Origin of the sequence: Pseudomonas sp. PA-6-3C (assembly GCF_021605825.1) — a bacterium.
Classification (GTDB): Bacteria; Pseudomonadota; Gammaproteobacteria; order Pseudomonadales; family Pseudomonadaceae; genus Aquipseudomonas; species Aquipseudomonas edaphica.
The window spans coordinates 1-14,390 of the sequence record NZ_WKDV01000060.1; the positions used below are offsets into that span (position 1 = coordinate 1).

At 62.5% G+C, this 14,390-nt stretch carries 11 protein-coding genes; 8 read left to right on the forward strand and 3 right to left on the reverse strand.

Annotated elements, in window-relative coordinates; translation table 11 throughout:
- From GIW48_RS27360 to GIW48_RS27395, 8 genes are all read left to right on the forward strand, one after another.
- The coding region (locus GIW48_RS27360; RefSeq protein WP_236490689.1) for an ABC transporter permease subunit at window positions 1–581 on the forward strand (581 nt) is incomplete at its 5' end.
- A 10-nt stretch (window positions 582–591) separates the two neighbouring features.
- Window positions 592–2,163, forward strand: coding sequence for an ABC transporter ATP-binding protein (locus GIW48_RS27365; protein WP_017136941.1), 1,572 nt, complete (start codon window positions 592–594; stop codon window positions 2,161–2,163).
- A gap of 101 nt (window positions 2,164–2,264) precedes the next feature.
- Window positions 2,265–3,671, forward strand: coding sequence for a sigma-54 interaction domain-containing protein (locus tag GIW48_RS27370; protein ID WP_236462944.1), 1,407 nt, complete (start codon window positions 2,265–2,267; stop codon window positions 3,669–3,671).
- A gap of 287 nt (window positions 3,672–3,958) precedes the next feature.
- Window positions 3,959–5,350 (forward strand): GntP family permease, encoded by a 1,392-nt coding sequence (locus GIW48_RS27375; RefSeq protein ID WP_099489563.1) that lies wholly within the window; start codon window positions 3,959–3,961, stop codon window positions 5,348–5,350.
- Between the two features lie 7 nt (window positions 5,351–5,357).
- The gene (hbdH, locus tag GIW48_RS27380) at window positions 5,358–6,131 is read left to right on the forward strand and encodes a 3-hydroxybutyrate dehydrogenase (RefSeq protein ID WP_236461785.1); all 774 of its coding nucleotides are present in this window, start codon (window positions 5,358–5,360) and stop codon (window positions 6,129–6,131) included.
- Window positions 6,132–6,291: 160 nt separating this feature from the next.
- Window positions 6,292–8,250: an acetoacetate--CoA ligase gene (locus GIW48_RS27385; protein WP_236461788.1), complete on the forward strand. Its 1,959-nt coding sequence runs from the start codon at window positions 6,292–6,294 to the stop codon at window positions 8,248–8,250.
- A gap of 137 nt (window positions 8,251–8,387) precedes the next feature.
- Entirely contained in the window at window positions 8,388–10,925 is a 2,538-nt protein-coding gene (locus GIW48_RS27390; protein WP_236461791.1) for a PAS domain-containing hybrid sensor histidine kinase/response regulator, read from the forward strand.
- A 43-nt stretch (window positions 10,926–10,968) separates the two neighbouring features.
- Window positions 10,969–11,244: a peptidylprolyl isomerase gene (locus tag GIW48_RS27395; protein WP_010564624.1), complete on the forward strand. Its 276-nt coding sequence runs from the start codon at window positions 10,969–10,971 to the stop codon at window positions 11,242–11,244.
- A 120-nt stretch (window positions 11,245–11,364) separates the two neighbouring features.
- Here GIW48_RS27395 and GIW48_RS27400 read toward each other — a convergent pair whose 3' ends face one another.
- The 3 genes from GIW48_RS27400 to GIW48_RS27410 all read right to left on the reverse strand — a co-directional run bounded on the left by GIW48_RS27400 (window position 11,365) and on the right by GIW48_RS27410 (window position 14,383).
- A complete protein-coding gene (locus tag GIW48_RS27400) occupies window positions 11,365–12,270 on the reverse strand; it encodes a sugar kinase (RefSeq protein WP_236461794.1) in 906 nt (301 codons plus the stop codon).
- Window positions 12,271–12,400: 130 nt separating this feature from the next.
- The gene (locus tag GIW48_RS27405; RefSeq protein WP_236461796.1) at window positions 12,401–13,609 is read right to left on the reverse strand and encodes an amino acid deaminase; all 1,209 of its coding nucleotides are present in this window, start codon (window positions 13,607–13,609) and stop codon (window positions 12,401–12,403) included.
- A 9-nt stretch (window positions 13,610–13,618) separates the two neighbouring features.
- Complete coding sequence (locus tag GIW48_RS27410; protein WP_017135913.1) at window positions 13,619–14,383, reverse strand: IclR family transcriptional regulator; 765 nt, start codon at window positions 14,381–14,383, stop codon at window positions 13,619–13,621.
- Between the last annotated feature and the right edge of the window lie 7 nt (window positions 14,384–14,390).

Genomic DNA, 14,390 nt, shown 5'->3' on the forward strand with positions numbered 1-14,390 from the left:
CCCTGGCGCTCACGGCCATCAGCGCCGCCATCGGCATCGCCGCCGGCGCCTTGCAGGGCTATTACGGCGGCTGGGTCGACCTGCTCGGTCAGCGCATTCTGGAAGTGTGGTCCGGACTTCCGGTGCTGTACCTGCTGATCATTTTGTCCGGCTTTGTCGAACCGAATTTCTGGTGGCTGTTGGGGATCATGGCGCTGTTTTCCTGGCTGGCCCTGGTGGACGTGGTGCGCGCCGAGTTCCTGCGCGGGCGCAACCTGGAATACGTCAAGGCCGCACGCGCCCTGGGCCTGGGCGATGGCAAGATCATTCGCCGGCATATCCTGCCCAACGCCATGACCGCCACCTTGAGCTACCTGCCGTTTATCTTGACCGGGGCAATTTCAACCTTGAGCGCCCTGGATTTTCTCGGGTTCGGCATGCCCGCCGGCAGCGCGTCCCTGGGCGAACTGATTGCTCAGGGCAAGCAAAACCTGCAAGCGCCCTGGCTGGGCCTGACGGCATTTTTCACCTTGGCGCTGATCCTGTCGCTGCTGGTCTTTATCGGCGAGGCATTACGTGATGCCTTCGACCCACGCTCATGAGTAATTGCGTATGAACCTGATCGAGATCCGCGACCTCAGCGTCGCCTTCAGCGGCCAGACCGTGGTGAGCAAACTGTGCCTGGACGTGCGCCCTGGCGAATGCCTGGCCTTGGTCGGCGAGTCGGGTTCGGGCAAGTCGGTAACCGCCCACTCGATTCTGCAATTGCTGCCAGACGCGGGCACGCACACCACAGGCTCGGTGAAGTATCGCGGCCAGGAGCTGATCGGCGCGTCGACGGCCACCTTGCAAAAGCTGCGCGGCAACCGTATTGCGATGATTTTCCAGGAGCCGATGACCTCGCTCAACCCGCTGCACAGCATCGAAAAACAGATCGGCGAAACCCTGCTGCTGCACAAGGGCCTGGGCGGCAAGGCGGCGCAGTCACGCATTCTTGAGCTGCTCGAACTGGTGGGCATCCAGAAACCCCAGGAGCGCCTCAAGGCTTACCCGCATCAACTCTCCGGCGGCCAGCGCCAGCGGGTGATGATCGCCATGGCCCTGGCCTGCGAGCCGGAGCTGCTGATTGCTGACGAACCCACCACCGCGCTGGACGTGACCGTGCAGCGCAAGATCCTGCTGCTGCTCAAGTCGTTGCAACAACGCCTGGGCATGTCGCTGCTGCTGATCAGCCATGACCTCAACCTGGTGCGCAGCATTGCCCAGCGTGTCTGCGTGATGCGTGCCGGGGAGATTGTCGAGCAGGCCGACTGCGAGACGCTGTTCACTGCGCCGCAACACCCCTACAGCCGCCTGCTGCTGGATGCCGAGCCGTCCGGCGATGCGCTGTGCAGTGATGAACGTGAGACGGTGTTGCAAGTCGACGACCTGAGCGTGCAATTCCCCCTCGGCGGCGGGCTGTTCAGGCGCAAAACCTGGCTGCGCGCAGTCGACGGCATTAGCCTTAGCGTGCAGCGCGGCAAAACCTTGGGGATTGTCGGCGAGTCCGGCTCGGGCAAATCCACCCTCGGCCAGGCGATCCTGCGCTTGCTCGATTCCACCGGCAGTATCCGTTTTCAGGGTGAAGCCCTCGACCCGCTGAACAACCAGCAGATGCGCCCATGGCGCAAGCAGATGCAGGTGGTGTTCCAAGACCCGTTCGGCAGCCTCAGCCCGCGCATGTCGGTGCAACAGATCATCAGCGAAGGCCTGGAAGTGCACGCGCCGTGCAGCCTGGCCGACCGCGATGCGCAAGTGATCCAGGTGCTCAAGGACGTGGGCCTCGACCCCGCCAGCCGTCATCGTTACCCCCATGAGTTTTCCGGTGGCCAGCGTCAACGCATCGCGATCGCCCGCGCCTTGGTGCTCAAGCCTGCGCTGATGCTGCTGGATGAGCCGACCTCAGCCCTCGACCGCACCGTGCAGAAACAAGTGGTGGCGCTGTTGCGTGAACTGCAGGAAAAATACGGCCTGACCTATCTGTTTATCAGCCACGACCTGGCGGTGGTGCGGGCCATGGCCCACGACATGATCGTGATCAAGGACGGCAAGGTGGTGGAGCGCGGCGCGAGCCATGTGGTGTTCGACGCGCCGCAACATCCTTACACCAAAGAGCTGCTGGCGGCGGCGCACATTCCCTTGTAGGCGCTGGCTTGCCTGCGATGGCGATCTTGAGGACGCCATCGCAGGCAAGCCAGCTCCCACAGGACCGTATTCCAATCATATTTTGCGTTGGCAGTGTGAGCATGAACATCAGCGACAGCCTCAAGGACTACCAGCAGGTTCGCGGCCTGGCCATCCAGTCGCTGTTCGAGATCATCGAGCAGTCCAGCGAAGGCACGGTGATTGTCGATCGCGACGCGAATATCGTGTGGATGAATGAGCGCTACGCCAAACGTTTTGGTCTTAAAAGCGCCGATGAAGCCATCGGCCAGCCGTGCGAGCAGGTGATTTCCAATAGTCTGTTACGCCAGGTGGTGCGCAACGACCAGCCGATTCTGCTGGATATCCAGGACACGCCCAAAGGCCCGCTGGTGGTGATGCGCCTGCCGATCCACGATGACGCAGGCGCGGTGATCGGCGCGATCGGGTTTGCGCTGTTTGATGAGCTGCGCAACTTGTCGCCGCTGATCGAGCGCTACCTGAGCATGCAGCAGGAGCTGGCCTCCACCCGTTCGCTGCTGCGTTCACGCCAGAGCAAATACAACTTCGCGCATTTTATTGGCACCAGCGCGGCCGGCCTGGAAGTCAAACGCCGGGCACGACGCAGTGCGAGTGCCGAGTCGCCCGTGTTGCTGCTGGGCGAAACCGGCACCGGTAAAGAGTTGCTGGCCCAGGCCATCCACGGCGCATCAACGCGCGCCCATAAAGCATTTGTCAGCATCAACAGCGCGGCCATTCCCGGCGACCTGCTCGAAGCCGAGTTCTTCGGCACCGCACCGGGCGCCTTCACCGGCGCCGACCGCAAGGGCCGCCCCGGCAAGTTGAAGATCGCCCAGGGCGGCACGCTGTTCCTCGATGAAATCGGCGACATGCCACTGCCGCTGCAAAGCAAACTGCTGCGGGTGTTGCAGGAAAAGGAATACGAGCCGGTGGGCTCCAACGAAATGGTGCACAGCGATGTGCGGGTGATTGCGGCCACGTCCATGGACCTGGAAGCGGCGATCAAGCGCGGCGAATTCAGGGCGGATCTGTACTACCGCTTGAATGTACTGCCGATCCAGGTACCGCCGTTGCGCGAGCGGCTGGAGGATATACCGGCATTGAGCGAGGCGATTCTTGAAGAGTTGCGCAGCCAGCATGAGCTTGACCGCGAAGCCCTGGCGTTGCTGGCGCAGCACGCGTGGCCGGGGAATATCCGTGAACTGCGCAACGTACTGGAACGCGCGGCGTTGTTGAGTGATGACCTGGTGCTGGATGCCGAAGAGATTCGCGCGGCGATCGGCACGTTCAGCCCGGTGGCCCGTGGGCGGGTGGAGACGGTCGAGGGCGAGACATTTGCGGCGGCGCGGGAGCGCTTTGATCGGCAGGTGATTGCGGCGGCACTCAAGGCCTGTGAAGGCAATGTGGTGGAAGCCGCCAAGCGGTTGGGGCTGGGTAGATCGACCCTGTACAAAAAAATGGTGGCATTGGACATGAGCGAGTCTCAATAAATAGACACAACTCCACAAACAAAGACAGTCCACTGTGGGAGCTGGCTTGCCTGCGATAGCGGCCCATCAGTCAATACCTATTGAGCTGAACCACCGCTATCGCAGGCAAGCCAGCTCCCACTTTTGATCCTTGTCAGTCTCAAAAAAGAGACAATCTCAAGAATTGCACCCGCACCAAATAATAATATATATATATTTCAACCACTTAGTCAATTGGCACACATCTCGCTATAGCCCCTCTCCAACGCACTACCCACAAAAATAACAATTCGATCTGGAGACACACCATGAGTGTGATCATTGCCCTAGCAGCCCTCGCGCTGCTGATGCTGGCCGCCTACCGTGGCTACAGCGTGATCCTGTTTGCCCCCATCGCCGCCCTCGGCGCCGTGCTGCTCACCGACCCCTCCGCCGTCGCCCCCGCGTTTACCGGGGTGTTCATGGAGAAAATGGTCGGCTTTATCAAACTGTATTTCCCGGTGTTCCTGCTCGGCGCGGTGTTCGGCAAGCTGATTGAGCTGTCGGGCTTTTCGCGCTCGATTGTGGCCGCCGCCATCCGCTTGCTTGGCACGCGCCAGGCGATGCTGGTGATTGTGCTGGTCTGCGCCCTGCTCACCTACGGCGGCGTGTCGCTGTTTGTGGTGGTGTTTGCGGTGTACCCGTTTGCGGCGGAGATGTTCCGCCAAAGCAACATTCCCAAGCGCCTGATCCCGGCGACCATCGCCCTCGGTGCGTTTTCGTTCACCATGGACGCCCTGCCCGGCACGCCGCAGATCCAGAACATCATCCCCAGCACCTTTTTCAACACCACCGCCTGGGCGGCGCCGTGGCTGGGTTTGATCGGCACGGTCTTCGTGTTCTGCACCGGCATGCTCTACCTGGCGCGCCAGCGCAACAAGGCACAACGCGCCGGTGAAGGTTATGGCACCGAGCTGCGCAACGAGCCGGAAACCGCCGACAACCTGGCGCTGCCCAACCCGTGGGTCGCGCTGTCCCCGCTGATTCTGGTGGGCGTGATGAACCTGCTGTTCACCCACTGGATCCCGCAGTGGTACGGCAAGACCCACAGCCTCAGCCTGCCGGGCATGAGCGCGCCGGTGACCACCGACATCGCCAAGCTCACGGCGATTTGGGCGGTGCAGGCGGCGTTGCTGGTGGGCATCGTCATGGTGCTGGTGTTCGGCTGGTCGGCGATCAAAAGCAAACTCGCCGAAGGCAGTAAAAGCGCGGTCAGCGGCGCGCTGCTGGCGGCCATGAACACCGCCTCGGAATACGGCTTTGGCGCGGTGATCGCCTCGCTGCCGGGCTTTCTGGTGCTGGCGGACTGGCTCAAGGGCATCCCCAACCCGCTGGTCAACGAAGCGATTACCGTGACCCTGCTGGCCGGTATCACCGGCTCTGCCTCCGGCGGCATGAGCATCGCCCTGGCGGCCATGTCCGAGAGCTTTATTTCGGCGGCCCATGCGGCCAATATCCCCCTTGAAGTGCTGCACCGGGTTGCGGCCATGGCCAGTGGCGGCATGGACACCCTGCCCCACAACGGCGCGGTCATCACCCTGCTCGCGGTCACCGGGTTGACCCACCGCGAAGCCTACAAGGACATTTTCGGCATCACGATCATCAAGACCCTCGCGGTGTTCGTGGTGATCGGTACTTTCTACGCCACCGGCATTGTGTGAGGTTTTCATGACGACTTTGAATGGCAAGACCGCCCTGGTTACCGGCTCCACCAGCGGCATCGGCTTGGGCATCGCGCTGAGCCTGGCCAAGGCCGGTGCCAACCTGATCCTCAACGGCTTCGGCGACGCCAGCGCGGTGATCGCCCAGGTGCAGGCGTTCGGCGGCAAGGTCGGGCATCACCCGGCGGACGTCAGCGACCCGGCGCAAATTGCCGACATGTTTGCCTACGCCGAGCGCGAGTTCGGCGGCGTCGACATTCTGGTCAACAACGCCGGTATTCAGCACGTGGCGGCCGTGGAAGACTTCCCGGTGGAGCGCTGGGATTCGATCATCGCCATTAACCTGTCGTCGGTGTTCCACAGCACGCGTTTGAGTTTGCCGGGCATGAAGGCCAAGGGCTGGGGGCGCATCGTCAATATCGCATCGGTGCATGGTTTGGTCGGTTCGGTGGGCAAGGCGGCCTATGTGGCGGCCAAACACGGCGTCATCGGATTGACCAAGGTGGTGGGCCTGGAGACCGCCACCGGTAACGTCACCTGCAACGCCATCTGCCCAGGCTGGGTGTTGACCCCGCTGGTGCAGAAGCAGATTGATGATCGCGCGGCCAAGGGCGTTGATCCGCAGCAGGCGCAGCATGATTTGCTGGCCGAGAAACAGCCGTCGCTGGAGTTTGTGACGCCGCCACAGCTGGGTGAGTTGGTGTTGTTCCTGTGCAGTGAAGCTGGCGCCCAAGTGCGCGGCGCCGCGTGGAACATCGACGGTGGTTGGCTGGCCCAGTAAATCAGGCACTGAAGATCACATGTGGGAGCTGGCTTGCCTGCGATAGCGGTGGGTCAGTAACCAATGAGCTAACTGACCCACCGCTATCGCAGGCAAGCCAGCTCCCACAGTTTCGACCTGTGTTGGCTGGAGGTTTTGTACAAAAACAAGAGACTTCCCCATGTCCGAGATCCTCTGGCAACCCTCCCCCGAACGCATCGCCAACACGCGAATGGACCAGTTCCGGCGCTTCATCAACCAACGCTACGGCGTGCAGTTGCGCGACTACCCAGCCCTGCACCAGTGGAGCATCGACCAGCGCCCAGCCTTCTGGCAGGCGATCGTGTCCTTTTTCGACGTACACTTTCGCAACCCGCCCAGCACCACACTGATCGAAGGCGCGGCAATGCCCAGCGCCGAGTGGTTCCCCGGCGCGACCCTGAACTTTGCCGAACACCTGCTGCGCCGTCGGGATGCTCACCCGGCGGTGGTGGCGGTCAGCGAAGAGGGCCAGCGCGAACAACTGACCTATGCCGAACTGGCCGAGCATGTCGCAGGCTTGCAGCGCAGCTTGCGGGCGGCCGGTGTGACCCAGGGCGACCGCGTGGCTGCGTGCATGCCCAACACCTGGCAAACCCTGGTCGGCATGCTTGCCACCACCAGCCTGGGCGCGATCTGGTCGTGCTCCTCGCCGGACTTCGGCACCCAAGGCGTGATCGACCGTTTCGGCCAGATAGAACCCAAAGTGTTGATCACCTGCGCGGGCTACCGCTACGCCGGCAAAAACATCGACCAAAGCACCAAACTCAATGAAATCCTCGAACGCCTGCCGTCCCTGGAACAGTTGATCATCGTGCCGTATGCCCAGCCCCAGGCGCGCGTCGAGGACTACCGCACCCACGCCAGGGTCGCACTGTGGAACGACTTCTACCAACCCGGCGGCGAGCCTGAATTTGTCCCGGTGCCGTTCGATCATCCGCTGTATATCCTGTACTCCAGCGGCACCACGGGCGTACCCAAGTGCATCATCCACGGCACCGGCGGCGTGCTGCTCACCCATCTAAAGGAACACGGACTGCACGCCGACCTGTCGCGCGAAGACTGCCTGTTCTACTACACCACCTGCGGCTGGATGATGTGGAACTGGCTGGTGTCAGTGCTGGCCCTGGGTGCCACGGCGGTGCTGTATGACGGCTCGCCGTTTCACCCCGGCCCCGAGCGGCTGATCGACCTGATCGACGCGGAAAAAATCAGCGTATTCGGTACCAGCCCCAAGTTTCTCGCCACCCTGGAAAAGGCCGGCCTGCAACCGCGCCTGAGCCACGATTTGGGCAGCCTCAAAGGCCTGATTTCAACCGGCTCGCCGCTGTCGCCGCAGAGTTATGACTATGTGTACCGCGAGATCAAGGCCGAGCTGTGCCTGTCGTCAATGTCGGGCGGCACCGATATCGTCTCCTGCTTTGTGATCGGCAACCCGGTGCTGCCGGTGCGGCGCGGCGAAATGCAGTGCAAGAGCCTGGCCATGGCCATCGAAGTGTGGGACGACCAGGGCCGGCCGCTGGTCGGGGAAAAAGGCGAGCTGGTGTGTACCCGGCACTTTCCGGCCATGCCGATTGGCCTGTGGAATGACCCCGACCAGAAAAAACTGCGGGCTTCGTATTTCAGCCAGTTCCCCGGCGTATGGGCCCAGGGCGACTACGCCGAGCAGCGCGCCAATGGCAGCCTGCTGATTCATGGGCGCTCCGACGCGGTGCTCAACCCCGGCGGTGTGCGCATCGGCACCGCAGAAATTTATCGCCAGGTGGAAAAAGTCCCGCAGGTCCTGGAAAGCCTGGCCATCGGCCAACGCTGGCAGGACGATGTGCGGGTGGTGTTGTTTGTGCGGCTCAACGAAGGCATCACGCTGGATGACGCGCTGGAGCAGCAGATTCGTCAGGTGATCCGCGCCAACACCACGCCGCGCCATGTCCCGGCGAAGATCCTCGCCGTCAGCGACATACCGCGCACCATCAGTGGCAAGATCGTCGAGCTGGCGGTGCGCAATGTGGTGCATGGCGAGCCGGTCAAAAACACCGATGCCCTGGCAAACCCGCAGGCGCTGGAACAGTTTCGCAACCGCCCTGAGCTGGCGGACGGATGAAAGGTTTCAGCTCTGACGCACTGATTTGAAGACAACCCCTCAATGCATGCTATTTTTCGAGGGGTAGTCAGCCGTTCCCGTCTCGCGGGATAATCGGCTGTTGTCGTATTTCAAAGTGTCAGGTGCAGGGCTTTTTCATGAATGGAACATCCACCGGTAGCGAAGCCGCCGCATTGATTGCGCGGCTGAACTGGGCGCAAAGCCCGCTCGGTGAGGCCGATGACTGGCCGCAAAGCCTGCGCACAGCCGTCGATATCGTCGTCCATTCACCGATGCCGATGCTGCTGTTGTGGGGCAGCCAGCTCACCCAGCTCTATAACGACAGCTTCGCCGTGCTCGCGGGCAACAAGCATCCCGAGGCGCTGGGCCGACCGGCCCATGACACCTGGCCGGAGCTTGAGAGTTTTACTGCGCCGATCTACGACGCGGTGCTCGGCGGCCAGGTGCGCACCTTCAGCGAACAGCGCTTTGTGCTGCAACGCAATAACCGCGACACCGAAATCTGGCTCGACCTGACCTACAGCCCGGTGCGCGACGAAGGCGGCAGCGTGGCCGGGATCCTGGTCACTGCCATCGAGACCAACGAGCGGCGCAGCAAAACCCTCGAACTGCAACAGCGCTCCGAAGACAGCCTCAAGGCCCAGCACAACAGCGAACAACGCCTGCAACTGGCACTGGCGGCAACCGACGCGGTGGGCACCTGGGACTGGGATATCGGCGAAGACCGCTTTATCGCCGACGCCCACTTTGCCAACTTGCACGGTGTCGACCCGCAAGACGCCGGCCTGCTCCCCATCAGCGACTACCTGCACGGCGTTCACCCCGAAGACCGCGGCATGGTCGCGCGCAGCATCAAGCATTGCATCACCTTCGGCACCGAATACGCCGAGGAATACCGCCTGCTGCAGGCCGATGGCCAGGTGCGCTGGGTGTTTGCCCGCGGCCGCTGCTACAAGGACCACCAAGGCCGCCCGGCGCGTTTCCTGGGGGCCGCGCTGGACCTGACCGAGCGCAAGCAGACCGAACAGGCGCTGCGTCAAAGCCAGACCGAGCTGCAACTGATCATCAACGCCATGCCGGTGCTGATCGGTTATGTCGACCACGAGCAGCGCTTTCGCCTCAACAATAGCGCCTACCTCGATTGGTACGGCATGACGCCCCAGGAGCTGTACGGCAAAAGCATCCGCGAAGTACTCGGCGACGAGGTGTATGCCGGGCGCGCGGACAAGATCGACGCCGCGCTGCGTGGCAAGGCCTGCAGCTTCATGACCATCACCCCGCACCGCGACGGCCGGCCGCGCCATGCGCTGATGAAGTACTTGCCGCGCTTCAGCAATGACGGCTCGGTGAATGGTTTCTACATTTTTGTGATCGATGAGACCGAACGCAAACTCACCGAAGAAGCCCTGCGCCACCTCAACGAAAACCTTGAAGAACGCGTGGCCCAGCGCACCCAGGCATTGGCCGAGGCCAACCAGCGCCTGCAAAACGAGATGTTCGAGCGTGAGCGCGCCGAAGACGCACTGCGCCATGCACAAAAAATGGAAGCGGTCGGCCAGCTCACCGGCGGTATCGCCCATGACTTCAACAATATGCTCACCGGCATTATCGGCAGCCTGGACTTGATGCAGCGCTATATCGCCGCCGGGCGCAGCGACGAAATCGGCCGTTTTACCGATGCGGCCGTGTCGTCCGCCCATCGCGCGGCCGCCCTCACCCACCGGCTGCTGGCCTTCTCACGCCGCCAATCGCTGGACCGCCGGCCACTGGACCCGAACGAGCTGGTGGCGTCCCTGGAAGATTTGTTCCGTCGCACCAAAGGCGCGCATATCACGCTCAAGGTGCAATTGGGCAAAGATATCTGGCCGGTCAACACCGATGCCAGCCAGCTGGAAAACGCCTTGCTCAACCTGGTGATCAACGCCCGCGACGCGATGCCCGACGGCGGCGAATTGCGCATCGAAACTGCCAACAGTTACCTGGACGGCACCGACATCACCACGCTGGAGCCGGTCAAGGCCGGCGACTACGTGATGCTCGGCGTCTGCGACAACGGCACCGGCATGGCGCCGAAGATTCTCGCCAAGGCCTTCGACCCGTTCTTCACCACCAAGCCCATCGGCCAGGGCACCGGCCTGGGGTTGTCGATGATCTACGGCTTTGCCCAGCAATCCGGCGGCCATGTGACCATCCAAAGCGAACCCGGCCAGGGCACCTGCGTGCGCCTGTACCTGCCGCGGTTGCACGGCACCGCGCTGGAAAGCAACCTGCCGCCGCATTTGGGCGAAGCGCCGCTGGCACTCGCCGGTGAAGCGGTGGTGGTGGTCGAGGATGACCCGGCGGTGCGCATGCTGGTGGTCAATGTGCTCGCCGAGCTGGGCTACACCGCTCACCAGGCGGCAGATGCGCGCACCGCGCTGCCGCTGCTGGAATCGGACCTGCGCGTGGACCTGCTGGTCACCGATGTCGGCCTGCCGGGCATGAACGGCAGGCAACTGGCCGAAATCGCCCGTCAGCACCGGCCTGGCCTGCGCGTATTATTCATGACCGGTTACGCTGAACAAGCCGCCGAGCGCCAGGGCTTCCTGGAGGACGGCATGGACATGGTGGCCAAGCCGTTTTCCATTGATCTGCTGGCGACTAAAATCCGCAGCATGATCAACGTCGACGAATGAGTTCAGGCATAATCGCGCGCCGTCGCACACCTGGTAGAACCTTATGAAAGCCCAAGCCCGTCATATTCTGGTGAAAACCAGCGAAGAAGCCGAACAGCTCAAGCAGCGCATTGCCAAGGGCGAAGCGTTTGATGTGCTGGCCAAAAAGTACTCCACTTGCCCCTCCGGCAAGCGCGGCGGTGATTTGGGTGAAGTGCGGCCTGGGCAGATGGTGGGGGTTATTGATGCGGTGATCTTCAAGAAGCCGGTGAAAGTGGTGCACGGGCCGATCAAGAGCAAGTTTGGTTACCACCTGGTGCAGGTGTTTTACCGCGACTGAGGGGTTGGCTCAGGACCGCTATCGCAGGCAAGCCAGCTCCCACACTTGAGCGCATTTCAACTGGAAAAATTCAGTCAAATGTGGGAGCTGGCTTGCCTGCGAACCGCCGCAGGCGGCCATTCACCGCGCAATCAAAGCCCCGGGCACCTGAATCACCCTACTCGCCAACCGATGCCCGGCCAACGCCGCCTGTTCAGGCGAGCCGCCCTTGAGCCGACTGGCCAAATACGCCGCACTGAACGAGTCCCCCGCCGCCGTCGTATCCACCACCTTCTCGACCTTCAGCGCCGGCACCGCAAAGCGCTCGCCATTACAACGGATCAAGCACGCATTCGCCCCGCGCTTGAGCACCACTTCTGCAATCGCCGGGTACGCCGCGAACACCTGCTCGCTGTTGGCATAACCAAACAACGCGCGCTCGTCATCCTCGGTCAGCAGGGCGATATCCACCTCGGCCAACACCTGGTGATACGCCGCGCGCGCCGCGTCGACACTCGCCCACAGGCGCGGGCGATAGTTGTTGTCGAACACCACCTTGCCACCGCGCCGGCGCGTTTCGATCAGAGTTTGCAGCAAGCGCTCACGCCCGACTTCACCCAGTACCGCCAGAGTGATGCCGCTGAAATACACCACGTCGTAGTCCGGCAACGCCGCCAGGATCGGCTCGGCTGCCGGCGTGGTAAAGCAGTCGCGCACAGCGGCTTCGTTGCGCCAGTAGAGGAATTTGCGTTCGCCGCTGGCATCCGTCTGGATGCAGTACAACCCCGGTAAACGCCCCGGCAGGCGCTGAACCATGCCCAGCCCGAGGCCTTCGACGGTCCATTGCTGGCACATGGCATCGCTGAAACTGTCATCGCCCAGGGCGGTCACGTAGTCGACCGTGCCAACGGCGCCCAACTCGCGGCGCAGGTACACCGCCGCGTTCAGGGTGTCGCCGCCGAAGCTCTGTTGCAGGCTGCCATCGGCGCGGTGTTGCAGTTCGATCATGCATTCGCCGATCAGGGCGATGCGGGGAGTTGTGTTCATGCCTGGGGACTCTTGGTGTGTGGGAGGGCCTCATCGCAGGCAAGCCAGCTCCCACAGCTGGAATGCATTTCAACTGAAGGAACTCGGTCGAATGTGGGAGCTGGCTTGCCTGCGATGGCCACGACGCGGTTTAGAAGCAGGTATCCAAGGATTCAACGACCTGCAACCGCTCATCCACCAGGCAACCCACCTGCCACTTGTCAAAGGTCAGGCACGGGTGCGAAGTGCCAAAGGAGATGATGTCGCCGATACACAACTCAACCCCCGGCGCCACGCTCATGAACGCATGCTGGTCCATCACCGCCGTGACTTTGCACGCGGTTACATCATCGCCTTCAGCCGGCACAATCCCGGCCTTGTAGCGCTTGAGCGGCACCGGCAAACCGGCGTCGTAGGCCACGTCGCGCTTGCCCAGGGCAACCACCGCAAAGCCAGGCTCGGGCATCGATTGCACGTGTGCCCAGACTTCCAGGGCCGGGCGCAGGCCTTCGTTGAGGTCGCCGCGACGATCAAGCACGCAGCACTGCGCTTCTTTGTAGATGCCATGGTCGTGGGCCACATAGCTGCCGGGGCGCAACACGCTGAGGAAGCGCCCGGCGGCGTTTTGCACTTCGAACGACTCGGCGATCAGGTCGTACCAGGCCGACCCCGAGGCGGTGATGATCGGCTTGGGCAAGTCGAACGCGCCATTGTTTTGCAGGTCCACGGCCAGGCGCACCAGGCTGGCGGCGAAGTCACGGATGCCGCTGACGGCGTGTTCGCCGTGGATCACACCTTCGTAGCCTTCAATACCCGTCAGGGCCAGGGCCGGTTGGGCCTTGATTGCCTTGGCCAGCTCGCGCACTTCCTGCTCGCTGCGGCACCCGCAACGGCCACCGACCACACCGTATTCGATCATCACGTTCAGGCGCAGGCCACGGGCGGCGAAAAACAGCCCCAGGTCAGCGACGTTGTCCGGATGATCAACCATGCAGTGAAAGTCAAAATCCGGGTCCGCCAGCAGGTCGGCGATCAGCGCCATGTTCGGCGCGCCCACCAGCTGGTTGGCCATCAATACGCGGCGCACGCCACCGGCATAGGCGGCGCGGGTCTGCACGGCGTTGGCCAGGGTGATGCCCCAGGCGCCCGCCTCGATCTGACGCTGGAACAGCGCCGGCATCATGCTGGTTTTGCCATGGGGCGCGAGCTCTGCACCGCTGTTGCTGACAAATGCCTGCATCCAGCGGATGTTGTGTTCCAGTGCATCGCGGTGCAGCACCAGGGCCGGCAGGCTGACGTCGCGCACCAGGTGGGCACCGACGGCGGCGGCGCCTTTTTCAACGGCATTGAGGGCAGACATGAAGTACTCCTATTCGTTGATACGCCGGGCCAGGTTATTGGCGCTGTCGATCAACACCCGGCGATAGTCGTTGTAGTTTTTGGTCGCATCGGCGCGCGGTGCAACGATGCACAAGGTCGCGATGCTGATGCCCTGCGCGTCCCGCACCGGGGCGGCAAAGCAATGGGTGAAGGTGTCGGCCACGCTGTCGAAGGAGAAAAAACCATCGAGGGTGGCTTGACGGATTTGCGCCAGGAAGGTTTCCAGCGGCAGGCGCTGGCCGTCCGGCAGGATGAAGTCGTCGTAGTCGATCAGGTCGATGATCTGCTGGTCGCTCAAGTGCCCCAGCAACAAGCGCCCGGAAGCGGTCCAGGGGATTGGCGCGTTTTCGCCGATGTCCGAGGAGATACGAAAATGCCGCTCGCCTTCGCGCATCAGCGCCACCGTGTATTTGCGCCCGTTAAGCAGGCACATCTGCGCGGTTTCATGGGTCTGGCTGACGATCTCCTGCAAGGCGTGGTCGGCCTCGCGGGTCAGGTCGAAATGGCGCAGGTGCGCCTGGCCGAGAAAGTACAGCTGGCGGCCGAGGTAGACGTGACCGTCCTTGCCCACCGTTTCCAGAATGCGCCGTTCCAGCAACGACGCGACCAGTTCATAGACGGTGGATTTGGGGCTGCCGATGCCGCTGGCAATATCATTCGGGCGCAGGGGCTGGCCGATCTCCTTGAGAAAATCGAGGATATCGAATGCACGGTCCAGTCCTTTGGCGCGGCGTTTGATGGTGTCTTCGGTCATGGCAGTC